The organism is Pseudomonas sp. D47 (assembly GCF_045447305.1).
Classification (GTDB): domain Bacteria; phylum Pseudomonadota; class Gammaproteobacteria; order Pseudomonadales; family Pseudomonadaceae; genus Aquipseudomonas.
Genome location: NZ_JBJGXU010000001.1, coordinates 603,122 through 626,288, shown reverse-complemented (window position 1 = coordinate 626,288; position 23,167 = coordinate 603,122). Strand labels below are relative to the sequence as shown.

At 57.0% G+C, this 23,167-nt stretch carries 25 protein-coding genes and 1 pseudogene; 17 read left to right on the top strand and 9 right to left on the bottom strand.

Annotation, left to right across the window (positions count from 1 at the left end; translation table 11 throughout):
• Nucleotides 1-459: 459 nt before the first annotated feature.
• Complete coding sequence (locus ACI77I_RS02915; protein WP_406996927.1) at nucleotides 460-660, bottom strand: hypothetical protein; 201 nt, start codon at nucleotides 658-660, stop codon at nucleotides 460-462.
• A gap of 857 nt (nucleotides 661-1,517) precedes the next feature.
• On the opposite strand from ACI77I_RS02915, the gene ACI77I_RS02910 reads away from it, so the two are divergent.
• From ACI77I_RS02910 to ACI77I_RS02890, 5 genes and pseudogenes are all read left to right on the top strand, one after another.
• Nucleotides 1,518-2,039: a fimbrial protein gene (locus ACI77I_RS02910; protein ID WP_406996926.1), complete on the top strand. Its 522-nt coding sequence runs from the start codon at nucleotides 1,518-1,520 to the stop codon at nucleotides 2,037-2,039.
• Nucleotides 2,040-2,160: 121 nt separating this feature from the next.
• A complete protein-coding gene (locus tag ACI77I_RS02905; RefSeq protein WP_406996925.1) occupies nucleotides 2,161-2,832 on the top strand; it encodes a molecular chaperone in 672 nt (223 codons plus the stop codon).
• Nucleotides 2,833-2,871: 39 nt separating this feature from the next.
• Nucleotides 2,872-5,427 carry a fimbria/pilus outer membrane usher protein gene (locus ACI77I_RS02900; protein WP_406996924.1) on the top strand — a complete coding sequence of 852 codons (2,556 nt, stop codon included), beginning with the start codon at nucleotides 2,872-2,874 and terminating at the stop codon, nucleotides 5,425-5,427.
• 548 nt (nucleotides 5,428-5,975) lie between these two features.
• Nucleotides 5,976-6,407: a fimbrial protein gene (locus ACI77I_RS02895; protein ID WP_406996923.1), complete on the top strand. Its 432-nt coding sequence runs from the start codon at nucleotides 5,976-5,978 to the stop codon at nucleotides 6,405-6,407.
• A 616-nt stretch (nucleotides 6,408-7,023) separates the two neighbouring features.
• Nucleotides 7,024-7,241: pseudogene (locus ACI77I_RS02890) on the top strand (transposase); the annotation flags it as partial.
• A gap of 400 nt (nucleotides 7,242-7,641) precedes the next feature.
• Here the strand turns inward: ACI77I_RS02890 and sctU are convergent.
• The 8 genes from sctU to sctN are packed head-to-tail and all read right to left on the bottom strand — an operon-like array spanning nucleotide 7,642 to nucleotide 14,339.
• On the bottom strand, nucleotides 7,642-8,700 hold the full coding sequence (sctU, locus tag ACI77I_RS02885; RefSeq protein WP_406996922.1) for a type III secretion system export apparatus subunit SctU: 1,059 nt from the start codon (nucleotides 8,698-8,700) through the stop codon (nucleotides 7,642-7,644).
• Entirely contained in the window at nucleotides 8,697-9,485 is a 789-nt protein-coding gene (sctT, locus tag ACI77I_RS02880; RefSeq protein ID WP_094949081.1) for a type III secretion system export apparatus subunit SctT, read from the bottom strand. Before sctT ends, sctU begins: the two co-directional genes overlap by 4 nt.
• A complete protein-coding gene (gene sctS, locus ACI77I_RS02875) occupies nucleotides 9,482-9,748 on the bottom strand; it encodes a type III secretion system export apparatus subunit SctS (RefSeq protein WP_076963264.1) in 267 nt (88 codons plus the stop codon). Before sctS ends, sctT begins: the two co-directional genes overlap by 4 nt.
• A gap of 2 nt (nucleotides 9,749-9,750) precedes the next feature.
• Nucleotides 9,751-10,404, bottom strand: coding sequence for a type III secretion system export apparatus subunit SctR (sctR, locus tag ACI77I_RS02870; protein WP_094949080.1), 654 nt, complete (start codon nucleotides 10,402-10,404; stop codon nucleotides 9,751-9,753).
• Nucleotides 10,401-11,333 carry a type III secretion system cytoplasmic ring protein SctQ gene (sctQ, locus tag ACI77I_RS02865; RefSeq protein WP_406996921.1) on the bottom strand — a complete coding sequence of 311 codons (933 nt, stop codon included), beginning with the start codon at nucleotides 11,331-11,333 and terminating at the stop codon, nucleotides 10,401-10,403. Before sctQ ends, sctR begins: the two co-directional genes overlap by 4 nt.
• A complete protein-coding gene (locus ACI77I_RS02860) occupies nucleotides 11,330-12,556 on the bottom strand; it encodes a type III secretion system needle length determinant (RefSeq protein ID WP_406996920.1) in 1,227 nt (408 codons plus the stop codon). Before ACI77I_RS02860 ends, sctQ begins: the two co-directional genes overlap by 4 nt.
• Nucleotides 12,553-13,020 carry a type III secretion system stalk subunit SctO gene (gene sctO, locus ACI77I_RS02855; RefSeq protein ID WP_094949078.1) on the bottom strand — a complete coding sequence of 156 codons (468 nt, stop codon included), beginning with the start codon at nucleotides 13,018-13,020 and terminating at the stop codon, nucleotides 12,553-12,555. The genes ACI77I_RS02860 and sctO overlap by 4 nt, the downstream gene beginning before the upstream one ends.
• Nucleotides 13,017-14,339 carry a type III secretion system ATPase SctN gene (gene sctN, locus ACI77I_RS02850; protein WP_094949077.1) on the bottom strand — a complete coding sequence of 441 codons (1,323 nt, stop codon included), beginning with the start codon at nucleotides 14,337-14,339 and terminating at the stop codon, nucleotides 13,017-13,019. Before sctN ends, sctO begins: the two co-directional genes overlap by 4 nt.
• 192 nt (nucleotides 14,340-14,531) lie before the next feature.
• Here sctN and sctW point away from each other — a divergent pair, with 192 nt between their 5' ends.
• Genes sctW through ACI77I_RS02790 form a run of 12 tightly spaced genes read left to right on the top strand, consistent with a single transcriptional unit; the run spans nucleotide 14,532 to nucleotide 23,119 of the window.
• Nucleotides 14,532-15,407, top strand: a complete 876-nt coding sequence (gene sctW / locus ACI77I_RS02845; protein WP_406996919.1) for a type III secretion system gatekeeper subunit SctW — start codon at nucleotides 14,532-14,534, stop codon at nucleotides 15,405-15,407.
• Nucleotides 15,388-15,663: a TyeA family type III secretion system gatekeeper subunit gene (locus ACI77I_RS02840; RefSeq protein WP_094949075.1), complete on the top strand. Its 276-nt coding sequence runs from the start codon at nucleotides 15,388-15,390 to the stop codon at nucleotides 15,661-15,663. Before sctW ends, ACI77I_RS02840 begins: the two co-directional genes overlap by 20 nt.
• A gap of 9 nt (nucleotides 15,664-15,672) precedes the next feature.
• The gene (sycN, locus tag ACI77I_RS02835) at nucleotides 15,673-16,044 is read left to right on the top strand and encodes a type III secretion chaperone SycN (protein WP_094949074.1); all 372 of its coding nucleotides are present in this window, start codon (nucleotides 15,673-15,675) and stop codon (nucleotides 16,042-16,044) included.
• Nucleotides 16,041-16,406, top strand: a complete 366-nt coding sequence (locus tag ACI77I_RS02830; protein WP_094949073.1) for a YscX family type III secretion protein — start codon at nucleotides 16,041-16,043, stop codon at nucleotides 16,404-16,406. Before sycN ends, ACI77I_RS02830 begins: the two co-directional genes overlap by 4 nt.
• A gap of 5 nt (nucleotides 16,407-16,411) precedes the next feature.
• Nucleotides 16,412-16,753, top strand: a complete 342-nt coding sequence (locus tag ACI77I_RS02825) for a type III secretion protein (RefSeq protein ID WP_094949072.1) — start codon at nucleotides 16,412-16,414, stop codon at nucleotides 16,751-16,753.
• Nucleotides 16,737-18,863 carry a type III secretion system export apparatus subunit SctV gene (sctV, locus tag ACI77I_RS02820; RefSeq protein ID WP_406996918.1) on the top strand — a complete coding sequence of 709 codons (2,127 nt, stop codon included), beginning with the start codon at nucleotides 16,737-16,739 and terminating at the stop codon, nucleotides 18,861-18,863. Before ACI77I_RS02825 ends, sctV begins: the two co-directional genes overlap by 17 nt.
• Nucleotides 18,860-19,294, top strand: a complete 435-nt coding sequence (locus ACI77I_RS02815) for an LcrR family type III secretion system chaperone (RefSeq protein ID WP_406996917.1) — start codon at nucleotides 18,860-18,862, stop codon at nucleotides 19,292-19,294. Before sctV ends, ACI77I_RS02815 begins: the two co-directional genes overlap by 4 nt.
• Before the next feature lie 42 nt (nucleotides 19,295-19,336).
• Nucleotides 19,337-19,615, top strand: coding sequence for an LcrG family type III secretion system chaperone (locus ACI77I_RS02810; protein WP_094949069.1), 279 nt, complete (start codon nucleotides 19,337-19,339; stop codon nucleotides 19,613-19,615).
• Nucleotides 19,616-19,624: 9 nt separating this feature from the next.
• A complete protein-coding gene (locus ACI77I_RS02805; protein WP_094949068.1) occupies nucleotides 19,625-20,557 on the top strand; it encodes a virulence-associated V antigen in 933 nt (310 codons plus the stop codon).
• Between the two features lie 9 nt (nucleotides 20,558-20,566).
• Nucleotides 20,567-21,073, top strand: a complete 507-nt coding sequence (locus ACI77I_RS02800; protein WP_406996916.1) for a SycD/LcrH family type III secretion system chaperone — start codon at nucleotides 20,567-20,569, stop codon at nucleotides 21,071-21,073.
• A complete protein-coding gene (sctE, locus tag ACI77I_RS02795; RefSeq protein ID WP_094949066.1) occupies nucleotides 21,054-22,217 on the top strand; it encodes a type III secretion system translocon subunit SctE in 1,164 nt (387 codons plus the stop codon). The genes ACI77I_RS02800 and sctE overlap by 20 nt, the downstream gene beginning before the upstream one ends.
• 11 nt (nucleotides 22,218-22,228) lie before the next feature.
• On the top strand, nucleotides 22,229-23,119 hold the full coding sequence (locus tag ACI77I_RS02790; protein ID WP_406996915.1) for a YopD family type III secretion system translocon subunit: 891 nt from the start codon (nucleotides 22,229-22,231) through the stop codon (nucleotides 23,117-23,119).
• Nucleotides 23,120-23,167 lie beyond the last annotated feature (48 nt).

Here is a 23,167-nt window from a genome sequence, read left to right as displayed (position 1 = left end):
CTATCCACCAATACATACCGCTGGTCGTAATAGCGCCCATCGCCGATGTCGGCTACCAACTTGATGTTTGGCGCCGCATTCCCCAACGCTTTATCGCTGGCAACCGGCCGTACATCGAAATGGCTACCACGGCTGGCAATCGGGCACCCCTTCAACTCCATTATCGAGCTGCTCCCGGACGATGTCGCACATCCCGACTCAACAATGCTGCCATGAAATTGAATCACGCCTTGGGATCCAGCCATGCATGCGCCCGCCCACACCGCAAGCAAGCCTGTAGTCATCAGAAAACGCATACTGTTCATATCGATGTTCCTCTTGAGATATTAAGAAGGTAGTCGACATTTTTCGCACAGACTTGAGAGATTTAGTGATTTTAAGACGTGACTGATTGACAAGATGTTGCAGCCTCGTGTGCCCCCTCCCGAACTAGCGCCCCTTTAGGCAGTTGCAAGGCACTTAGCACCATGCGGACCTGAATTTTCGCTCTCTGGCCAGCAATCCGCTGCTGACAATGATTGCGTCGACCTGGCCGATCGCACTGATGCGTTGAATGAACTCCAGCTCACCCACGCCTTCCATTTCTAGGTCACAACCCACCACGTCCACGGCACCCACTCCTTGCAGCACGGATAAGGATTCGGTGCCGTTGCTCGCCACCAGAATCTCGCCGCAGCCCAATTGTTTTAGCAGGTTGACGGCCGCTTAACTCTGGAAAAAATGGTTTTAAAGTACCAAGAATCTGGAGCGATGTGACGGCTCTCTTGTTTGCTAAACCATGATGAAGGAAGTTAGAGCTTTTAATTTGATTCAAATGGAGGGCGATACGGTTAATTAATTGGCTTTAAGCCAGCTTAATTTACTAATAATGCGATCGTACCCGTGCAAGCGAAGAAACCGAGCATCCCTCCAAATATTGTCTGACGCACCCTGTGGTGCTATCGGCGTAATTACCGCAGCGCTAATAATGGTGCGGCATTTATGAATACGCTGGCTATATCACCATGAGTGGTTACGACCGTGCAGTGCCGGATTAGGCTTTCGCCACTCTGTGGCCATTAGCAACTGACGTTGTCGTTAAATAATATTTGAGGCAATCGCGTGCGTTGTAAGAGCGCACCGTTGGCGTCGATTTCGAATTGACTTAACCGCCGGGGTCCCAATGATCCGGTCTGAGACTTCGCTGAATTGTTGCCTTTGCTTGAAAATTGCAGTTATGGGGATGGCACGGTCTTGCGTCGGTCTTTGGATTGAGTCGAGGTCAGCATCAACAGCCTTTACTTCAAAAGCTCATGAAAAATGATCCCGGCGTTCAAAAATATTGACGCCGTTTGAGACAAGTCTCATGTCATACCCAAAGTAGTTAAGGCAGTATCTTTCCTGCGGCGAAGGTGGAATGAGGCAGCGTACTCAGCTCTTACTTCCTCGTTGCTACCATCAGTTATGTCCTTTCTTTTGGTAGATCTACGTTCGCGCAACTGGCGTTCAGTTGCATTTCATTTTGATGGAGAGTTATTGTGAATCTGAACAAAATTATGCTGGCAGGTTTCTTTGGTTTGAGCATGGTGTCGGTTGCTAACGCAGCTGACGGCACCTTAAACATCACAGGTAGTATTGAAGATACCGCATGCGTTGTTGATGCAGGTGATCAAAACAAGAATATTCCTATGGGAGCAATTAGCAAATCCGCTTTCACTACCGCCGGCGCACCAGTTGGTAACAAATCCTTTACTATCGCAGTTACCGGTTGTGCGGCTGACTCGGATGTAAAGGTACGTTTTTCCGGCTCGGCAGTGCCTGGTAGCCCGGCGCTTTTGCAATTGACCCCAGGTGCAACTACGGCTCAGGGCGTTGCAGTTGGTCTGTATGAGATTAGCGGCGCGCCTGTCCCTCTTAACACTGATTCCGCACCACAAAAAACCGACACATCTGGCGCTGCAACGCTTCAGTATGTTGCTGCTTACGTGTCGCCGTCTACGGCATCGATCGTGTCAGGCGGTGCTGATGCTGTGGGTACCTTTACGATTATCAATCCGTAAGTATTGATTAGCGGATTTACCAATTCCGGATTCATCTGGCCCCCCTAGATTCTGATTTTCTGTGGAGGGTGCTCGGTGTTTCCGGATGTTTGGTTTAGTAATTTGTAAGGGTGGAATAAATATGTTACTGAAATACTTATTGTTTGCTGGTGTTTTCGCCAGTCTCATGCCTTACGCTCACGCTGGTGTGATAGTGGGAGGCTCCCGTGTAGTTTACGAAGCTAATAAAAAAGAGGTAGCTTTGTCAGTAAAAAATCCTGAAGAAAAGAATGCTTATCTTATTCAAACGTGGGTTGATAACGAACTGCAGGAAACTTCTACAAAAGCTCCGTTTATAATTACGCCTCCTTTATTTCGACTTGATGCGGGACAAGAGAATCTACTACGTATCTTCTTTGCTGGCAAAAAACTGCCTATGGACCGGGAGTCTGTATTTTGGTTGAATATAAAGTCCATACCATCCGTCGAAAAGTCTGATACAAATCGTCTTTTGATTTCTGTCAATACGCGTATAAAACTTTTTTATCGGCCCGACAAGCTTGAGGGTGAGCCAGGGGACGCATATAAGAAACTAGTTTTTTTTCAAAAAGATAGAATCCTTCGTATATCCAATCCTACCCCATACTACGTGTCCTTCCGCGAGCTAAGTGTCGGCGGCAAAAAGATCAATGATGCGGGCATGGTGGCGCCAAAAAGCGAGCTTTCTCATACCTTGCCTGAGGGGTTAGCTGGGAAAGTTACTTGGAAAGCCATAAACGATTATGGCGGCGTTACGGCTGAAGCAGCGCAATAGAGTATTTCTGCTCGCTTGAGTAACCGAGAAAGGTTTTATATGTTTATTTTTTCTAGTTCATTATCGTGTATCCAGCGAATTTCACGCGTACCTAACTGGTTGCCCGCGTTGACTGGCGTCTTTCTCGGCAGTCTGGGGCTTACGAACTTTACGCAAGCTGAGGAGTATTATTTCGATCCGTCAGCTCTTGAGTTACGTGAAGACCAGCCGTCCGTTGATTTGTCAGTATTTGCGGCAGGAAATCAAGCTCCCGGCACTTATCGTGTCGATATACTAGTAAATAACGAATTTTACGAATCTAAGAGTGTCGAGTTTGTGAGGTCGGCCGATGGAAAAGTACTAGTCCCCTGTCTCACTGTAGCGGATTTGAAGGCTATGGGTATTATGACGGAGAGGTTTCCAGTACTCGCAAAAACACCCGATAGCGCATACGTGACAGATTTGGGCGAGTATATCCCGAACGCTAGCGCGCGATTGAGTTTTAATGAACTAGTCTTGAAAGTTAGCGTTCCTCAGGCCTCCATGAAACCCATAGCTCGTAACGCTGTAGATCCGGCGTCGTGGGACCAAGGGATGCCAGCACTGATGATGAGTTATTCTGCGAACGGTTCACAGGCCTCGCATAATGGTGTAGATACTGATTCCACGTTTCTACGCTTAAATAGCGGCCTAAATATAGGCGCCTGGCGATTGCGCAACAACTCGACGTACAGTGATAGTACAAGCAACAGAGGAGAATCGAACAATGAGGGAGGCTGGGAAAATCTTGACACCTACCTACAGCGTGATATCCACCCTCTGAAAAGTCAGTTCGTATTGGGTGATGCCACGTCTGCCGGCGAAGTTTTTGACAGCATACAATTTCGAGGAGTTCAATTATACTCCGACGATAACATGCTGCCCGACAGCATGCGAGGTTTTGCACCTGTAGTGCGAGGCATCGCTCAGACCGATGCACAAGTTACTGTTCGTCAAAATGGATATATTATATATCAAGCCCAAGTTGCTCCCGGAGCGTTTGCAATATCAGATCTATACCCGTCCGCAAGTAGTGGTAATCTCGATGTCACAATTCGCGAGGCGGACGGCTCTGAGCGCACTTTCGTTCAACCATTTTCAGCTGTGCCCATCATGCAGCGTGAAGGCGCTCTAAAATACAGTATTGCAAGTGGCCGATATCGCTCTCAATCTCCCAACATCGCCACGCCCAATTTCGTACAATCTAGCATCACTTATGGGCTGAGCAGCGCGCTGACACTTTATACTGGTACCCAGTTGGCTGATAACTATCAATCCTTGTTGATTGGCGCTGGCGTTGGACTTGGGGAGTGGGGCTCGCTCTCGCTAGATGTAACACGAGCAAATAGTATCCTGCAGGATGATTCAGAGCACTCCGGCCGTTCATTTCGAGCCCAATATGCCAAAGATATTTTTCAAAGTGGGACGACTTTTACTTTGGCAGGCTATAGATACTCTACGGAAGGTTTTTATGACTTTCGTGAGGTGAACGAACTTTTGGCTGAGGAGGAGGAGCACTGGCGAAGCCTCTACAACAAACGTAGCAAAGTTACAGTCCAGATATCTCAATCTCTGGAAGAGTTCGGAAGTATATATGTGACGGGCCTACAGCAGGACTATTGGGGACGCATAGGGCAAGAGCGCACATTGCTGGCTGGTTACACTGGCAATTACAAAGGTATGACATTTGGCGTTACATATGGCTCTACACAATCGCCCAATAGCGAGCGTGACCAGCAAGTTTCATTCAGCGTTCAAGTACCACTAGGCAGTGCTCGATCGTCGACTTGGGCGCGTTATCAGTTGAATACAGATAGCGACGGGCGCACGAGCAACGAAGTAGGCATTAGTGGCACGGCGCTTAAGAACAACAATTTAAATTATTCGGCAAGTGAGAGTTATGCAAACCAAGGACGCGGCAATGCAGGCCGCGCTTCATTGGACTACAAGGGTCGATTTGGTACGGTTGGCGCTGGCTACAGCTACGGTAACGACTCACAAACGTTGAGTTACATGCTCGCAGGCGGAGTGGTTGCGCATCCCTATGGCGTTACATTTGCACAACCGTTAGGGGAATCTTCCGTGTTAGTTCGGGCTCCAGGCGCGAACGACGTGGACTTGGAAAATCAAACCGGTGTAAGTACTGATCCATGGGGATATGCAGTCGTCCCATACGTCAGCGCGTACCGAAAAAATAGAGTTTCGCTTGACCCGAGCTCGCTGTCCGATGATGTAGATATTGGTAACTTTACTCAGACGGCGGTGCCGACACGTGGAGCGATAGTATTGGCCGAGTTCGATACTCGTGTAGGGGGACGTGCGCTGTTGACGTTGAATTTCCGAGGAAAGTCCGTACCTTTTGGTGCCACCGTGACGGTTAGTCAAAACGGAAAGAAGAATAATAGTATCGTGGGCGGAGGTGGCGAAGTCTATTTAAGCGGATTAGCTGAACATGGCGTCGTAGATGTGAAGTGGGGAGAAGGCGCCTCAGAAAAATGTAGCGCTGAATATCAACTTTCGAAATCAGCTCCGAATCAGTCGACGAATATAGCCTCAATAGAAGCACTGTGTCGATAATCCTTTGTTAACGCCCAATTTTAGTCTTGTTGACAGAGTGCGATAACAACATGCTCGCGTAAACTTCCGCAATTCATGTTCGTTACGCATCTGCGCAGATGCAAGTAACTTTATGCAAGTAAATCCAAATAGCTATGATTCTTGAGAGGGCAAATGTGATGACTGGTAAATATTTTGTATTGCTTGCTTTAACTTTTATGGCGAGCAACTTTTCGTACGCGAATGTGGTGTTGAATAGGGGCGTAGATGGTAGTGTAAGATTTACGTCGAACACCACTGGTGATGGAATATGTACTCCGGTTAGCGTTGGTGGGGGATGTATTATTGATGTGGGCCCAAATAGTTCGTTAGGTCAAGTACAGCTAGTTAATGACGCTGGGACGAGAAGTGTAATCAGCTACGGGTCTCCGCCAAATATGCAATGGAGTTATATAGAGCGAAATCTAGTTTCTTACTGGCCAGGGTTATGGTGGAGCGGTACGGGTAGGACGGAGACTGTTTGTTATCGGCAAGTAATAGGCTCTGGTTATCAAGTACGCGGAAGCTGTATGACTGTATCGCCTAAGCCAGTCGTGTGCTCAATAAATGGATCTAAAAACGTAGTCATTCCACTTGGGGCTGTTGATCGAACAGCCTTCAGCGGTGTTGGTTCGCCCGGCGGCCCTGTCGGGAACCGCAATATATCTGTCAATTGCCCACAAGATACTACCGTTAAGCTAACAGTTGATGGCAACCCTGGCGAACCAGGTTATGGCGGTAGTTTATTAGGGCTGAATAAAACCGGGAGTGAAGCGACCGGCGTCGCTGTACAGCTAAATACTAACGGTAGACCTATCGTTTTGAAAACGCCGTTAGGTGTGGGATCATTCCCGAGCGGCATCAGTAATATTCCTATTTCTGCGAATTACGTACAGACGAAGCCTGTGATCACTAGCGGTGGTGCTACCGCTTCTGCCACCTATACGCTTACCTATGAGTGACCACCGATTGCGTAGAATCTGACTAGCCACCCATTGTCGCTATGCTCGTCAGATAACGACCAATTTTATTGAAAAAGTTGGTTTTCTCAAACCGCCAGAAGACTGATCGGTGAAAGCGCGTTTTTTGCGTGCTACTACGTCAAATCTGAGTCCTAAAGCCTGTCAGTTCGCGTAGAGCCGCAAGATCAGAAGCACTGATCACAGGCACTATCATGATCAGCTCTGCCAGTCAGATGCCGTAACGCCTGCTGCAGGTAAGGCGGCAGCTTGTTGAACAGCTCCTCGCCTTTCCCATAGTTGCTTATTGAAATCCGTGAGCAGCGTATTGGGCGGTTAGTGGTTAGACGCTTCTTCAGGTACCCGACGGCTGAGGCACTCTCGTTCGTAATAGCTCAATTGCGCTTGCGCCGGCACCAGTGCTGCTGTTTATTGAAAAACCGATTTTTAATCAATAGCTTGAATGATCTCGACAGACTTTATTCAGTAAGTCGGGCTTCAAAACCTCAAAAATTGGCGTGGCGACAGACTTTTTTTTTGTTAGGCCCCCCGACTAGCCCAGGAATTGCTGGATTCGATCCGACAGACTTTATTTCGTAGGATCATATCGAGGTGTCAAATGACCAAACAACGCCGTTCCATTTCTGCTGAATTCAAACACGAGGCTGTCGACCTCGTGCTTAAGCAAAACTCCAGCTTCATCGTAGCCAGTCGTCACTCGGCGTCGGCGAGTCGGTTCTATACGGGTGGGTTGACCAAGATCAGCAGGAGCGCCAAAGCGCTACCCCGCAGAGCAAAGCGCTAACACCGAAACAGCATGAAATCCAACAGCTGGAAGTCTGAGCGGGAGGGATCGATATTAAAAAGCACCTTCCTGGCACTCCGCCACCCATTGGACTAGAAACACTACATACCACACGGACTTCTCTGGACAACGGTTGTTTCGTAATCCCGCTTAGGCGGCGAGTGTCAAGACGCTCTACGACCTGGGTGTACTCAGCCCTGTAGCGTGCAGTCAAATCATTTCGCTCAACACCCGTTTGGCTCGTATTCGTCCGTGATGCTGCGCTCATTTGCTCTTCTTCCGTTGAAAGGGTTCTACACACTCACTTGTGAGAAGAGACCATGAGGACGTCTGCCTGCTTTCGCGTAAAGTGATGTTTCAACTAGTGTTGACAGCAGGATCGGCATGACGATTTCCGAAGGCGCAAAAAAGTCCGAGGAAGTCGAAGGTCTTTCACAGGGCCGGGGGCGGTGTCTGTTGTTGGGTGTCGAGCCAGCGCAGGACTTCGGCGGTGGTCTGGATCAGATCGGCGGGAATGTACTGGTCGACATGGCTGTCCTGATATAGCGCCCGCGCCAGAGGCACGCGTTGCAATACGGGAATGTTCTCTTCCTCGGCGATGCGCCGCACTTGCAGGGCTAGTGCCTCAGTGTGTTTCAAGGTGACGACCGGCAGCGGCGTCTCGCCCTTCACGTAACGAATACCAATTGCGATGTGGGTGGGGTTGGCGATAATCACCGAGGAGCGTTTGACGTCGGCGCGCAGGTTGCTCGACTGCAATTCCTGGTGAAACTGACGCCGTTTGCTTTTGATCTCCGGGCTGCCTTCCATCTCTTTGTACTCGCGTTTGATCTCGTCCTTGCTCATGCGCAATTGCTTGCTGTGCTGGTATCGCTCGAAGGCATAGTCGAGCGCCGAGATCAGCACGAACCCCACGCCGCACACCAGCAGTAACTGCTCAAGCAACAGGCCGATTACCGGCGCGATGCAGCCCATGCCGCAGCCGGGCAGCCTGATCAGGGAATCCAGGTTGCCGGTCAGGGTTGTCCACACCAGCAACGACAACAGGGCCACTTTAATGATCGACTTGAGGAAGTCCACCAGGCTGCGGATGGAGAAAATCTTCTTGGCGCCTTCCACCGGGTTGATCTTTTTCAGGTCGGGCTTGATCGACTCGCCGCTGAGCAGGAAACCGTACTGGGCCAGGTGCGCCACGATGACCACCAGTGCCGCGACGACCAACAGCGGCAGGCAGAGGTAGACCATCTCCTGGAACAGGTTTTCCACCATCAATTGCAAGGCCAGCCCGAAAGGCAGGTTCAGGTACGTCTCGGGCATCAGCATCAGTTGCCCCAGGTGTTCCATGTAGTAGTCGGAAAAACTCATGAGCGTGGCGATCAGCGACAGGATAAGCGCGGTGGACACCACTTCCTTGCTTTTGACCACCTGGCCCTTGGTGCGTGCATCGCGAAGTTTCTTTGGCGTGGGCTGTTCGGTTTTTTCGGCGCTCATGGCGTCTCCAGTACCGGGCGCAACTGACTCAGCGGGTCGAGTGCGAGCAGCAGGCTGTCATAGGCGTGTTCCATCAACACGTTCAGGTAAATCACCAACAGCAGGCTGGCGACGATGCTCTTGATCGGCATCGCGAGGATGAACACGTTCAGGGACGGGGCGAAGCGGCTGATCAGGGCCAGGCCGAATTCGGCCAGGAACATGGCGATCAACAGGGGCGCTGCCAGCAGCAGGCACAGGCGCAGCAGTTGCCCGAACTGACCGTAGAAAAAGTCCACCCACTGGCTGCCTATGTAGGGGAAGAAGGTTGCGACCGGCCAACTGACGTAGCTCTGGAACAACGCACCGATCAGCGTCAGAAACGCGCCCCCGGAGAAAAACAGGGTGATCAGGGTTTGCGTCAGCAACAGGCCGGTGGGGCTGGTCTGGCTGCCCAGTGTCGGGTTGAGCGTGGAGGCAATGGAGGCACCGCGTTGGTTGTCGATGATGAAACCGGTCGCCTCGATGGCCCAGAACGGAATCGTTGCGACAAACCCGATCAACAGGCCGAGCAACACCTCTTTGCCGATCAGCATGGCCAGGTCTATGCCGTCGAGCGTCATGGGCAGCGTACCGGCGACAGTCGGGTAGGCAAACAGCGCCAGCGAGCAGGCCACGCCGTTACGAATCAGGCCGCCACCGAGCATTTGTTTGCTCAGGATCGGCATGACCACAAAACAGCTGATGATTCTGGGCAGCAGCAGGGTGTACGCCAGCATGAGCTGTTGCAGGTCCTGAATGCTCATCGCACGAGGGGAATCTTGAGCAAGGTCAGTTCTGCAAAGGCATAGAGTTCGTTACCCATCCAGCCCGCCGTGGCGAACAGGGTGATGACCACGGCGATCAGCTTGGCGACGAAACCCAGGGTCTGTTCCTGGATCTGGGTCAGCGCCTGCACCAGCGACACCAGGGTGCCGACGGCGGCGGCCATGAGCACGGTGGGCATGGATAGGATCAGCACCAGCCACAGGCTCTGGCTGGTGAAGTGGAGGATCTCGGCGTTGTTCACCCTCAGCCTCCGTAACTGATGACAAGGCCGTGGGTCAGCCGCGCCCAGCCGTCGAGCAGGACAAACAGCAGCAGTTTGAACGGCAGGGAAATGGTCATCGGCGAGACCATCATCATCCCCATCGCCAGCAGGATATTCGAGATGATCAGGTCGATAGCGATGAAGGGCAGGTAGATCAGAAAGCCGATTTCGAAGGCGCGGGTCAGCTCACTGACCGTGAAGGCCGGCAGCAGGATCAGCAGGCTGTCGGGCTCGAGCCGGTCTGCGTACTCGCTCGGCCAGACCTGCCGGGTGCTGTCGACGAAGAACGCGTGTTCGCGGGCCTGGATCTGTTTCTTCAAAAAGGCCCGGTACGGCTCCATGCCCTCGTCGAGGAACTGCTCCACCGACTCGGTCTTGCTCAGGCTGACGTCATGGGTGCGCAGGTAGTCGCGGGTGGCGAAGCCGACGGGCGCCATCACGTACAGGCTCAAGATAATTGCCAGCCCGTACATCGCCATGTTCGGCGGAATTTGCTGCACGCCCAAGGCGTTGCGCAGCAGCGAAAACACCACGGTCATCTTGATGAATGAGGTGGCCATGACTGCAATGAATGGCAGCAACGCCAGCAGCGCCAGCCCGAAGATCAGGCTGAGTTCGTCAGGCAGTTGAATCATGCGGGCAGGTCCTGCAACAGGCGGGTGACGCGCACGCCGAGGCGGTCCTGAATACTCACCAGCTCACCCACGCCCAGGCAGCGCTGGTTGACCAGAATCCGCACCTCGCCTTCGAGCGGGGTGGCCAGGTCGATCAACGACCCCGGTTGCAGGGCGGCGAGGGTGTGCAGGTCGAGAGTCTGACGTCCCACTTCGAAGCTGACCTGGACCGGGAGCTGATCAAGACTGGCCAGATCGTGGGTGGTTTCGAGGGGGGCATCGTTGTGCATGGCGAGCAGTTCCAGTTGAGAGTCGTGGTGGCGAAATTGTGCCCAGGGGCGGTCTTCGACCACACCGAGCAAAGGGCTGGCGGCGTCGTGGCGTGCCGGCAGCAATAGAAGGTCACCCGTGGCCAGTGAGTGCAGCTGCGCGGGGAGCAGGCAGACCGGGCCCCATTGCAGCGAAAGTCGCAGCGCAACCGCCGTCAGTTCTGCCAAGGGGCGAGCAGGCGTGAAAGCGAGCAGCGCACTCGGGTCACCGTCGAGCCAGATAACCAGGCGTTGCGCGCCGCGTGACAGCGTCAACGCCAGTGTGGGCGTCCCCGCGCCAGGCTCGGGGCGGCACGGTTGAATGCTTTTCCAGATGAGCCCCGGCAACACGGCACTTTCCAGCTCCAGCAACGCCAGTTGCAGCGTCGCCGGCAGGCTGCTGAACGCCGCTTCTTGCAGGTGGGGCTCAAGCCATCCGGCCAGGGTTGCGCTGTGGCACCGCCAGCGCAGTGCCAGGCCTTGCCAGTGAACATTCAACAGCACGTCCAGCGCGTCGGGTTGCGGCAGGATCGTCAGCCGGGCTTCACCGTTCGCGAGCGGGTAGCGACTGCGGCAACGACTGATTTTTTGTTGCAGGGCCAGTTCCGACGCCTCGACGCGGGGCAGCATCAGGCTGCTCATGAGTCTTGTTCCCACTCGTCATACACGTGCCGCCGCTGCCGTGAACCCTGGTCGCCCCCGTGTTGTTGCTGGGTAAAGGTCAATTGGATCGGTTGCCCGGGGTTCAGCCGTTGCAGGCGTTCCATCAGGTCGCCGCGGGCGAGTTGCAGTTGCAGCAGGCTGCCGGGGCTGGCCTGAATTTCGACGTGCAAGTGGCCGTGTGAATGGGCGAGCTGGACATCGACCTGGCCCAATTGCGCCAGGTTCACCTGAAGCAGCGTGGTGCTGCCATCGCGGGAAACGCCGGCCTGGATGTGCAGTTGCAGCGTCTGCACCAGTTTGCCGAGGTCCTTGCTGAACGCCGGTTGCTCGGTGGTGTTCAACAGGCGTGCGAGCAGCTTGTCACCCGGGGTTTGGCCGGTGCTTGCCGACGGCTTCGGGTCTTCGACCAGTGAACCGAAGGGAGGCTGTTCGTCATGCTCGCCGGAGGAGTTGTGTTGGTCCGAGGGCGTTTCGGGGGCTAAACCGATGGCAGGCGCGCCCAGCATGATGGGCAGATGCTGTTCCGGGTTCTTCACGGTCGCCGCGCTGCTGTCGCGGTGGCTTGTTCCGGGTTTTGGACGGTCGTTTGACGGCAGTGGCACCACGACAATGCCTGTGGGAGGTTGGGGCGTGGATGGTTGTTCGGGTGCCGGGCGTGCAACGGGCTCATCGGGTTTGCCGGTCTCGGGCTGTTCGGCGGGCTCGTCGTTTGTGGCCTGTTCATCAGGCGTGGCGGTTTCTGGCGCGCTGCTGTCGCGGTGGCTTGTTCCGGGTTTTGGACGGTCGTTTGACGGCAGTGGCACCACGACAATGCCTGTGGGAGGTTGGGTTGTGGATAGTTGTTCGGGTGCCGGGCGTGCAACGGGCTCGTCGTTTGTGGCCTGCTCATCAGGCGTGGCGGTTTCTGGCGCGGTGCCAGGGAGGTGCGGCCTACGGATGGGTTCGCGGTCTGTGGCCGTGGAGGGTTCAGCCTGCTCGGCGTCATCGTCCAGTGGGCGCGAAGTGTCCCGAGGCGTTTTGCCCGGCTCACGGGTGTCGAGCTTGCGCCAAGCGTCGGTGCGGCGCTTCTCGCCCGCATCAGGTTTGCTGTTCAGCGCCCGTTCGAACTCAGCCTGGCTGGTTTTGTCGGCGGCCACGCGTGCCGGGGCCGGTGAACGTGCAAGGACATCTTGTGTGATGCCTGGTGGGGATATTCTGCTCATGAAACGGCCTCGACACGACGGAACTCTTCGAGCTCCTGTTCTTCTTTGAACTCAAGCAACATCCGCTCCTCGGCGAGGGCGTGACGGTTCAACTCGTTGAATTTTTCGACCTGCTGCTGAGCCTCCAGCAACTGACGCCGGTTCAGGCGAAGGCGTTCGCGCTCCTGGGTCAGGCTCTGGGCGTGTTCGGCAATGGTCTGTTCCAGCGCTGCTTCCTTTTCCCGCAGGCGGGCCACCTGTTGCTGCCATTGCTCAAGCTTTTTACGGTTCATGGGCTCAGCCTTGCAGAGGTCGAACAAACGGCTTTCTTCCGCCTGGCGCCACTGCCGGTACGCCTGGTGTTCAGCGCTCGCGGCTTCATGGGCACGGTGTGCCTCGGCGACCCGCAGCTCCTGGCGTTGCAGCGCCTGTTCGGCGCGCTCCACGCGCAGGCTCTTGATGCGCAGCAAGGTGGGCAGGGTCATCGGGTCAGGCTCGCGAGTTGTTCAAGGCAGCGCGGCAGATCGCTGGGCTCATGCGTGCCCTGGCGCAACCAGGCACGGATCGCGTCCATTTTTTCGATGGCGCGGTCGGCCACGGGGTCCTGGCCTTTCTGGTATTCGCCGATCTTGAGCAGCAACTCGACTTCTTCGTACCGGGCCAGCCACTCGCGTAACTGGCCGGCGGCGTTGCGGTGTTCGGGGGTCACAATCTGGTTCATCACCCGGCTGACCGAACGCAGCACGTCAATGGCCGGGTAATGGTTGGACGCGGCCAGCTTGCGCGACAGGATGATGTGCCCGTCCAGGATCGAGCGGGTTTCATCCGCCACCGGCTCGGTCATGTCGTCGCCTTCGACCAGCACTGTGTACAGCGCGGTGATGGAGCCTTTGTCCGATTGGCCGGCGCGCTCCATCAACCGGGGCAGGGCGGCGAATACGGAGGGCGGATAGCCGCGTCGGGTCGGCGGTTCGCCCGCAGCCAGGCCAATCTCGCGCTGGGCCCTGGCAAACCGCGTGACGGAGTCCATCAGTAGCAGGACGCGTTTGCCCTGGTCGCGGAAGTACTCGGCAATCGTGGTGGCGACAAACCCGGCCTTGGCGCGCTCCATGGCCGGGCGGTCCGAAGTGGCGACCACCAGCACCGAGCGTTTGAGGCCTTGTTCCCCGAGGTCGGACTCGATGAACTCGCGGACTTCACGCCCCCGCTCACCCACCAGCGCCAGCACGATGACGTCGACGTCCGCACTGCGCATCAGGGTCGCCAGCAACGTACTTTTACCGCCGCCGGCCGCCGCGAATATCCCCATGCGCTGGCCTTCACCGCAGGTCAGCAGACCGTCGATGGTGCGCACGCCGAGGGAAATTGGCCGCTCGATCAGGTTACGGCTCATGGGGTCGGGTGCATCGCGGTACACCGGATACCAGGCCGCGGGTTCACCCAGGCTGATGCCGTTGAGCGGCTGGCCGAGGCCGTCAAGCACCTGGCCCAGCAAGTGATCGCCCACGCCGACCTGATGCATGGTGCCGGTCGGGCTGACTTCGGTGTTCGAGGAAATGCCGAGCATTTCACCCAGCGGGGTCAAGAGTGCCTGGTGCTGCTGAAAGCCAATGACTTCGGCCATCAGCGACAGCGAATGATCCGGGTTGCGCAGTTGGCACAGTTCACCCACGCGCACACCCGGCACCACCGCTTTGAGCAGTGTGCCGGTGACCTGGGTGACCCGGCCGCGAATCTGGATCAGCCGACATTTATCGATGGCCTGCTGCATCTGGCCGGTGATGTGTTCGAGTGAGAGGTGCATGGTCGGCTTGGGTATGGGACTGGTGGCCACTATAGATAAAGGCCCGCTTGGGTAATTTCAGTCCCGGTCGCAAGTTTTTAGAAATTGGTTGGCGCAAGGCCTAAAAAAATGCGACCGATTTTGGCAGAGCCCCCGGCGGACGAATTTCTACAATGGCCCCCACACCACCGTTGCCTGCAAGTGAGTGCCCCTATGGCCAATATTCAGAGTGTCGTCCCTGCGGCGTCGTTGCCGGATCGACAGACCGAACCGACCATTGCGCGCGACAGCCGGTTGACCGGCAGTTTCCAGGGCGAACGTGTGCAGTACATTTCCACCAGCCAGTCCATGGCCGACTCCGCTGAGGAGCTGACCTTCGTGTTCTCCGAGCGGGTCGAGAAGTCGCTGGCCAAGCGCAGTGTCAGCGATGGCCAGGCGCGGCTGAGTGAAATCCTCGAGATGCTGGAGGAGTACCTCAAGAAAGTCCCGGACCTGGAGTCCCAGCAAAAACTCGAAGCCCTGGTCGCGCACCTCGGCAGTGGACAGCTGAACAACCTGGCGCAGCTCAAGGCGTACCTCAAAGGGTTCTCCCGCGAGATCAGCCACCAGTTTGTTGCCCTCTCGCATGCGCGCCAGGAACTGGCCGGCAAGACCGACGCCCGGGCGATGGTCGAGCTGATTGACCAGGCGCTGCTGGAAATGGCCCAGGAACATGGCCACGCCATTGAACTGGGCTTGCAGATCGGGCCGCTGGCCAAGGAAGCGGCAGAGCAGGGAGTCGGCGACATCCAGTCACTGCGTGACACCTACCGCGATGCCGTCATGGACTATCGCGGCCTGGCCGCTGCCTGGAACGACATTCATGCGCGCTTCGGCAGTTCGACGCTTGAAGGCGTGACGGGATTCCTGATGAAAGCCTTGAGCGCCGACCTGGACAGTCAGCAGACCCGGCTCGACCCGATCAAGCTCGAACGGGTCATGAGCGATATGCACAAGTTGCGGGTGCTGACGGGCATCTCGGACCAGGTCAATGCACTGTGGCAGGCGCTGGTAACGGGGGAACGAGGCCATGGCATACGGGCCTTCTGACCTGATGGGCGGGCTGATCGGCCTGATCGACAAACGCTGGGCGAATGTTCAGGACGTGCAGCGACTGATCGTGCCGCTGGCGATCAAGGACGCTGCGCGCCAGATCCATTTCTTTCGCGAGATCAAGCGTCTGATCCGGCTGATCCCCACGGAAATTTTCACCGATGAGGAGCAGCGTCAGAACCTGCTCAATGCCTGTCAGCTCGCGCTGGACCTGGCCATCGACCAGGAAGAAGACGAATGGCAAGCACAATGAGTAAACGACATGCACTGGATTGACCAAGCACTGGCTCAGTTTTGTCAGGACCTGGGGGTGGCCGTACCGGCTCCGGCCGGGGCGCTGATTCAGTTGGAGTTCGAGGAAACCGGCACGCTGCAACTCGAACAGCATGATCGCAAACTGACGCTTTGGCTGGCCGTGGACCTGGAATGGCACGAGATTCACCAAGGCGTGATTCGAGCCCTGGCGCTGACGTTCAGCCGCACCGGGCCGGAGTTGCCGTTGCGTTGCGGGTGGGCGGCCGACACGCGGCTGTTGCTGTTGATCACCCTGGATGAGCGGCGCGTTACCGCCCCGGTGTTGCACCAGGCGTTCCGTACCTTGAGCTCGGCGCGTCATGCGGTGCTTGAGCAGTGAGTCGGATCAGCGCCCCGCACATCGGCATCGAGCACCTGACCGAGGTCGGTGATCAGCATCAGGCATCGGGCTTGCCCGAGCGCTATGTGCTGCCGCCCGACGGCCACTCTATCGAGGCTCACCTCGACAATCTCTACCCGGCGGACCTCGCCGGGCGTCGGCTGCTGGCGTTTGCCTGTCCCCACGAGGGCTTTCACGAGTTGCTCCGGCCACAGGCATTTCGCCAGGCCCTGACAGACCTCAAGCAGCAGGTCTCTTCATCCGATGCGCCCGAGTTTCAGGCGGTATCGGCGCTGCTGCAAGCGCGCAGCGAAGATGAGTATCTGCTGCAGATGGCCCTCCATTTGCTGCACAAGGTATGACCCCCATGATGTTGAAACCGGTACAGCAAAGCCTGCTGCTACTGCTCGGCTGGCTACAGCTGCAGTGCGGCCAGCCAGGTCGTGCGCGGATATTCCTTGAAGCCCTGCTGGTCGTTGAACCGGCCCATCGCCAGGCGCGACGTGCGTTGGTGGTGGCGTTGTTGCAACTGGAAGAGGGCGAGCTGGCCGAGGGGCATTGCGACCGGTTGCTGGCTGAAGGCGAGGAAGACCTTGCGCTGTGGGGCTGTGTCAGCCGTGCGTGCCAGTTACAGGGGCGAATCGCTGATGCACGCGTTGCTTACGAACGATTTTTGAGCCAGCGGGAGTCCCATGAAGGAACTCTCTAATTTTCTGAGGCGGGTGGGCGAACGCCAGGACATCATGCTGGCAGTGATGCTGCTGGCCGTTGTGTTCATGATGATCCTGCCGCTGCCGCCGTTCCTGCTGGACATCCTGATTGCGATCAACATCACGGTGTCGGTGGTGTTGATGATGATGTCGGTCTACATCAGTTCGCCGTTGCAGTTCTCGGTGTTCCCGGCGGTGTTGTTGATTACCACGTTGTTCCGGCTGGCGTTGTCGGTCAGTACCACGCGGATGATTTTGCTGGAGGCCGACGCCGGCCAGATCGTCTACACGTTCGGCAATTTTGTCGTGGGCGGTAATCTGGTGGTGGGTTGCATCATCTTCCTGATCATCACCATCGTGCAGTTCCTGGTGATCACCAAAGGCGCCGAGCGCGTCGCCGAAGTGAGTGCGCGGTTTTCCCTGGACGCCATGCCCGGCAAGCAGATGAGTATCGACGGCGACATGCGGGCCGGCGTCATCGACGTCAACGAGGCGCGCGACCGGCGGGCGGTGATCGAGAAAGAGAGCCAGATGTTCGGCTCGATGGACGGCGCGATGAAGTTCGTCAAAGGCGATGCGATCGCGGGCCTGATCATCATCTTCATCAACATTCTGGCGGGTATCACCATCGGCGTGACCCAGAAGGGCCTGAGCGCCGGCGATGCCTTGCAGCTCTATTCGGTGCTGACCATCGGCGATGGTATGGTCAGCCAGGTGCCGGCCCTGTTGATCGCCATCACGGCCGGTATCATCGTGACCCGGGACTCCTCGGATGGCACCTCGGACCTGGGCAATGACATCGGCGACCAAGTGGTGGCGCAGCCCAAGGCGTTGCTGATCGGTGGCGTGCTGCTGGTGTTGTTCGGGCTGATTCCGGGGTTTCCGACCGTGACCTTCATGCTGCTGGCGGCGCTGGTGGGCGGGGGGGGTTACTTCATGCTGTTGCGCCAGCGCGGGCTGGCAGCCGAGGACAACCCCAGGGATTTGCCGACCTTGTTGGCGCAAGGCGCCGGTGCTGCTTCTTCGGCCAAGCCCAAAGCCAAGCCATCGGGCGGCAAGCCCAAGGGCACGCGGCTGGGGGACAAGGAAGAGTTCGCCATGACCGTGCCCCTGCTGATCGATGTGGACGCGAGCATGCAGCAGGAGCTGGAGGCGTTTGCCCTCAATGATGAGCTGGTGCGGGTGCGGCGTGCTCTTTACCTGGACTTTGGCGTGCCGTTTCCGGGTATTCACCTGCGCTTTAATGAAGGTTTGAAGGACGGCGAGTACCTGATTCAGTTGCAAGAGGTACCGGTGGCCCGTGGGCGCCTGCGCAGTGCGCGGTTGCTGGTGCAGGAGCGGGCCAGCCAGCTGGAACTGATTGGTGTGCCATTCGAAGAAGGCGAGCCGGTGCTGCCGGGCCAACCGACGTTGTGGGTCGGCGCCGAGCACGAAGGGCGGCTGGAGCGATCCGGTTGTGCGTTCCTGAGCATGGATCAGGTGCTGACCTGGCACCTGTCCCACGTTCTGCGCGAGTACGCCGAGGATTTCATCGGCATCCAGGAAACCCGTTACCTGCTGGAGCAGATGGAGCACAGCTACTCGGAACTGGTGAAAGAAGCCCAGCGCATCATTCCGTTGCAGCGCATGACCGAAATTCTCCAGCGCCTGGTGGGCGAGGATATCTCGATCCGCAACCTGCGGGCGATTCTGGAGGCCATGGTGGAGTGGGGTCAGAAAGAGAAGGACGTGGTGCAACTGACCGAGTACATCCGCAGCAGCCTCAAGCGCTACATCTGCTACAAATATTCGAGCGGCAACAACATCCTGCCGGCCTATCTGCTGGACCAACTGGTGGAAGAGCAGATCCGTGGCGGGATTCGCCAGACCAGTGCCGGCAGCTATCTGGCGCTGGACCCGGCCGTCACCCAATCCTTTCTTGAACAAGTCCGGCAGACCGTCGGCGACCTCTCGCAGATGCAGAGCAAGCCGGTGCTGATCGTCTCGATGGACATCCGCCGCTACGTGCGCAAGCTGATCGAAGGCGACTACTACGGCTTGCCGGTGCTCTCGTATCAGGAGCTGACCCAGCAGATCAACATTCAGCCGTTGGGCCGGGTTTCGTTATGACTCGCGACCCATTGACCGATTGGCTGCAAGCGCGGGGTTATGACATCCATCCGCATTTTCTGCGCCAGAGCGCGTTGCCGCTGGGCTGGAAGTTCGTGCATGCCGGCTGCGAGCTGGCCTGGCGCTGTGAAGGCGCGCGGGTCTGGATCGTCATGCTGCGCCGTGCCGACGGGCGTCTTGGCCTGGGCAACCCCTTTGCGGCGCTGTATGTGCTGGCCGAGGCGGTCCTCGCAGTGCTGGGGCCGCAGGCCTGTTTGTACGGCAAGGTGCAGGCGATGGCGGGGAGCCCGCTGGAGGGCGCCCGGATGGAGCGTTTCTATCGCCACTGGACCGGCGCCGCCGAACCGCAGTCCGGCTGGTTCGAGCTGGAGGCCGGGCGGGTGTGTTCGCTGCAATCAATGAGAAAACGACAAAAAATCGACCGTACCTGACAGGAAGCCAGGCGCCCTGTCCCTACTATAGGAGCCATGGACATGTACGACGAAACCTACGCCAAAACCCTCCAAGCTGCCGAGCAGGCCATTGAAGACAATGAGCATCGCGCGCGCTTGCTCACGGAAATGTGGGAGGGCCTGGGCTTGCCCGATGAGGTCTGTGACCAGGTCTTTCGGTCACGGGATCAGGCGCTGGTCCAGGTGGCGGAACAGGAACTGTTGCAGGAAGTGCAACGGATGCGGATCAACCGTCCACCGGTTGCCGATGAAGGAAAACGACTGCGTCGTCCGGCGTCAATGCGTGGACTTCTGGTGTAAGGAACCCTTATGGATATCAGGCTTTACCGGCAAGACTTGTCGGCTTTTCTGAACGAATTGCAGACGCTTCCCGAAGACCAGCTGCGCGGCAGCGGGACCCCTGCCCTGGCAGAACTTCAGGCGTTGATCAAAAAGCACAACATCACGTTTACCCATGGTACGCAGACCTTGTTGCCCGCCCAGGTCGAAAAGCTGCTGGCTTATTTTCTGCCGCCCACCCCGAACACCACGGGCGGGCTGTATGAGCTGCAGGTCAAGTCCGGGATCGAGTCAGCCAAACAACTGATCAGCCAGTACGCCGATGCGAAGCCGGGGCAGCCGTGGCCGTTGAAAGAGTTCCTGGCCAAGGCGCATTTCGGGCTGACCGGTGACCGGATCGACGATGACGTCCGGGGTATTTACGAAGAGGTCCTGTTGATCCAGGACGACAAGCGCACGGGGCTGCGCGACGACCTCAAGGCACTGACCGCCGAGCTCAACATCTACAGCAAGATCCAGTCGCAGATCAACGTGAAGCTGGCGGCTGAAAAAGAGATCGAGATCGAACCGGGGCTCAATCTGTTTGACCGCACCTTGTATGGCTACCCCGACGACAAGAGCTGGCAGGCCAGCTCGGAGTACAAGTTGTTGACCGGGCTCAACACCTACAGCGCGGGCAATCCGCTGAGCATCAAGGCGTTTTTGAAGGGGGCACCCAAAGAAAGCGGTGCGATGAAGGACAGCGACTTGCTCAACAAGTACGAGTTCAAGGACGAGAACAACCCCATCGCCAACTTCGCCACGACGGTGGGCGACCGCTCCCGTCCGATCAACGACAAAGTCAGTGAAAAAACCACGCTGTTGAACGATGTCAGCTCTCGCTACAACTCGGCCATCGAGGCCTTGAACCGCTTCGTTCAGAAGTACGACAGCATGATGCGCGACATTTTAAATGCCATATAGGAACGGTTGATGAGCCAGCAAGAACATGATGTGTCTGAGGAGTACGAGAAGGAACTGGAAGCGTTTTTGCGCGATGGCGGCACGCTGGCCATGCTCAAGAACATCTCCAGCGACAGCCTGGAGCAGCTCTATTCCCTGGCATTCAATCAATACCAGGCCGGCAAGTGGGATGACGCCCACAAGATTTTTCAATCGCTGTGCATGCTCGATCACTACGACGTTCGGTTCTTCCTGGGGTTGGGGGCGTGCCGGCAGTCCATGGGGCAGCTTGAGCAGGCATTGCAGAGCTTCAGTTATGGCGCGCTGATCGACATCAACGAGCCCAGGTTTCCGTTTCATGCTGGCGAGTGTCACCTGCAACTGGGTGATCTCGACGGGGCCGAGAGTGGCTTCTACTCGGCTCAGGCCTTGGCCGCAGCACAGCCGGCGCACTCGGTTTTGGCCGAACGTGCCGGCGCCATGTTGGAAGCCGTATTAGCAAGAAAGGATCAACACAATGAATCCGATAACGTTTGATCGCGTTGCGCTGACCACGGGGAACGTTTTTGCGAACGACCCGGTGGTCCGCCCACGCAATGACCGGGGGGACGCGCTCACGGTCACCCGGGTCGAGGCGGATGGCCGACCGGCCGCCCCGTCTCAGGGGGTGCAACTGACAGCGCCGCTGCCGGCCAGCCAGCAGCGTCTGGAGGCCAGCACTCGGGCAGACATCAACCGCCTGGTGCAGTCCGTGCGTCAGGACAGTGTGCTGGCCCAGCGTTTCATCGCCGAAACCACAAGGCTTGGGGTGGCGCGGCTCAGTTCGGTCGAGGATTTCGAGATCGAGTTGGCTAAGCTGACCGGCGAACTGGAGTCCACGCAGAAGAAGCTCAAGCTCGAAGAAATCACTCGGGCGCGTGAGCAAAACCTGCAAAAGATGGACGAAAACCAGAAGAAGATCAAAGAGTCGACCGAGGCTGCAAAAGAAGCCCAGAAGTCCGGTCTTGTGGGCAAGATTTTTGGCTGGGTCAGTGCCATTGCGTCGATCATCGTCGGCGCAATCATGGTTGCGACGGGCGTGGGTGCGGTCGCGGGTGCATTGATGATCGCCGGTGGTGTCATGGGTATCGTCTCCCAGTCGGTGCAACAAGCGGCGAAGGACGGATTGATCAGCAAAGAAGTCATGGAAAAGCTCGGACCGGCTCTGATGGGGATTGAAATCACCATCGCCGTGATCGCTGCGGTAGCCAGTTTTGGGGGGACTGCCGTAGGGGCGGTCGCCAAGTTGGGGGCGAAAATCGGTGGCAAGGCCGCCGAGCTCACCGCCAGTGTCGCCGCCAAGGTGACGGAGTTGGGCGCCAAGTTCGGTAGCGCAGCGAGCCAGTCGATCTCCCATGGCGTCAAGCTCGGGGTGCAGATTTCCGACGTGACTCTGGATGTCGCCAACGGTTTCGCCCAAACCGCGAACTCGGTGCTGCAAGCCAAGGCCGCGGACAAGCAGGCGGATGTCCTGGAGGCGCGTTCCGAGCTCACCCAGTTCCAGAATGTCCTGGACAAGCTCAAGGAAGAGCTCAGCCGCATGGTCGAGTCGTTTTTGCAGATCATGGAACTGATATTCCAGATGATCAATGCCAAGGGCGACAGCCTGCATAACCTATCCAGCCGTCCTGCGGCTATCTGAGGAGCACATCAATGATGATTGAAACAGGCTATGGCGCTCAGGGGCTGAGCCAGATCGGCAACACCCAGGCGCTGGAAAAAATCCAAACGACTGCGCGTACCGAAACGGTCCACAGCGCGGGTGCGGCGCCACTTGGTGAATCGAAAAAGAGCTCGGGTGTCGACCTGATTGAGCCAAGTCAGAGGTTCAAGCCGGAAGGCTTGAGCAAGGTCAGCAGTGAGCTCAATGGTAGCGTGGAGCTGATGGTGCTGCTGTTTCGCATCGCGCAGAAGGCTCGCGAGCTGGGCATCATGCAGCGTGACAGCGAGAACACTTCCGTCATCAGCGCGCAGAAATCCCAGGTGGACGAAATGCGCAGCGGCTCCAAGTTGATGATCGCCATGGCGGTGATTTCCGGGGCAATGGCCTTGGCTTCGGCCGTGACCGGTGCCATCGGCGCGATCAAGAACGGCAAGGCGGTCAAGCAGGAAAAACTGCTGGAAAACAACATCGCCGGGCGCAACGAACTGATCGACGCCAAGATGCAGTCGCTGGGCAAAACCTCCGGCGCGGACCGCACCGAAATCGGTAAGGTCTGGGCCTTGGATCAGTCTGCGGACAGCGGTGCGCTGAGCAAGATCGGGCGAGGGTTGGATAACCGTAATGCCAAGCTGCAAAGCATCAACGGTGTGAGTCAGGCACTTGGGCAAATGGCTAACACCTCGGTGCAAGTCAAGCAAACGGCGATCCAGGCCGATGCCAAGGAAGATGAAGTCAACGCGTCGGTTGCCCAGAGCGAAAAGCAAAAGGTTGAAGATCAGTTGAGCTACAACGCCAACTTCATGAAAGAGCTGTTGCAGTTGCTCCAGCAGTACACCCAGAACCACAACCAGGCGTGGCGTGCTGCCGCCGGCGTCGCCTGATGTGATTTTGTTGTAGGAAAAAAGCCGCAGCGATGTGGCTTTTTTCTT

What these genes read in the sequence shown, in the direction of transcription:
- ACI77I_RS02860 (WP_406996920.1), bottom strand. Translation starts at nt 12,556, where the DNA reads ATGAGCAGAATATCCCCACCAGGCATCACACAAGATGTCCTTGCACGT.
- sctO (WP_094949078.1), bottom strand. Translation starts at nt 13,020, where the DNA reads ATGACCCTGCCCACCTTGCTGCGCATCAAGAGCCTGCGCGTGGAGCGC.
- sycN (WP_094949074.1), top strand. Translation starts at nt 15,673, where the DNA reads ATGCACTGGATTGACCAAGCACTGGCTCAGTTTTGTCAGGACCTGGGG.
- sctE (WP_094949066.1), top strand. Translation starts at nt 21,054, where the DNA reads ATGAATCCGATAACGTTTGATCGCGTTGCGCTGACCACGGGGAACGTT.
- sctR (WP_094949080.1), bottom strand. Translation starts at nt 10,404, where the DNA reads ATGATTCAACTGCCTGACGAACTCAGCCTGATCTTCGGGCTGGCGCTG.
- ACI77I_RS02900 (WP_406996924.1), top strand. Translation starts at nt 2,872, where the DNA reads ATGTTTATTTTTTCTAGTTCATTATCGTGTATCCAGCGAATTTCACGC.
- ACI77I_RS02840 (WP_094949075.1), top strand. Translation starts at nt 15,388, where the DNA reads ATGGCATACGGGCCTTCTGACCTGATGGGCGGGCTGATCGGCCTGATC.
- ACI77I_RS02905 (WP_406996925.1), top strand. Translation starts at nt 2,161, where the DNA reads ATGTTACTGAAATACTTATTGTTTGCTGGTGTTTTCGCCAGTCTCATG.
- sctV (WP_406996918.1), top strand. Translation starts at nt 16,737, where the DNA reads ATGAAGGAACTCTCTAATTTTCTGAGGCGGGTGGGCGAACGCCAGGAC.
- sctU (WP_406996922.1), bottom strand. Translation starts at nt 8,700, where the DNA reads ATGAGCGCCGAAAAAACCGAACAGCCCACGCCAAAGAAACTTCGCGAT.
- ACI77I_RS02815 (WP_406996917.1), top strand. Translation starts at nt 18,860, where the DNA reads ATGACTCGCGACCCATTGACCGATTGGCTGCAAGCGCGGGGTTATGAC.
- ACI77I_RS02895 (WP_406996923.1), top strand. Translation starts at nt 5,976, where the DNA reads ATGACTGTATCGCCTAAGCCAGTCGTGTGCTCAATAAATGGATCTAAA.
- ACI77I_RS02800 (WP_406996916.1), top strand. Translation starts at nt 20,567, where the DNA reads ATGAGCCAGCAAGAACATGATGTGTCTGAGGAGTACGAGAAGGAACTG.
- sctQ (WP_406996921.1), bottom strand. Translation starts at nt 11,333, where the DNA reads ATGAGCAGCCTGATGCTGCCCCGCGTCGAGGCGTCGGAACTGGCCCTG.
- ACI77I_RS02810 (WP_094949069.1), top strand. Translation starts at nt 19,337, where the DNA reads ATGTACGACGAAACCTACGCCAAAACCCTCCAAGCTGCCGAGCAGGCC.
- sctT (WP_094949081.1), bottom strand. Translation starts at nt 9,485, where the DNA reads ATGAGCATTCAGGACCTGCAACAGCTCATGCTGGCGTACACCCTGCTG.
- ACI77I_RS02825 (WP_094949072.1), top strand. Translation starts at nt 16,412, where the DNA reads ATGATGTTGAAACCGGTACAGCAAAGCCTGCTGCTACTGCTCGGCTGG.
- ACI77I_RS02790 (WP_406996915.1), top strand. Translation starts at nt 22,229, where the DNA reads ATGATGATTGAAACAGGCTATGGCGCTCAGGGGCTGAGCCAGATCGGC.
- sctN (WP_094949077.1), bottom strand. Translation starts at nt 14,339, where the DNA reads ATGCACCTCTCACTCGAACACATCACCGGCCAGATGCAGCAGGCCATC.
- sctW (WP_406996919.1), top strand. Translation starts at nt 14,532, where the DNA reads ATGGCCAATATTCAGAGTGTCGTCCCTGCGGCGTCGTTGCCGGATCGA.
- ACI77I_RS02805 (WP_094949068.1), top strand. Translation starts at nt 19,625, where the DNA reads ATGGATATCAGGCTTTACCGGCAAGACTTGTCGGCTTTTCTGAACGAA.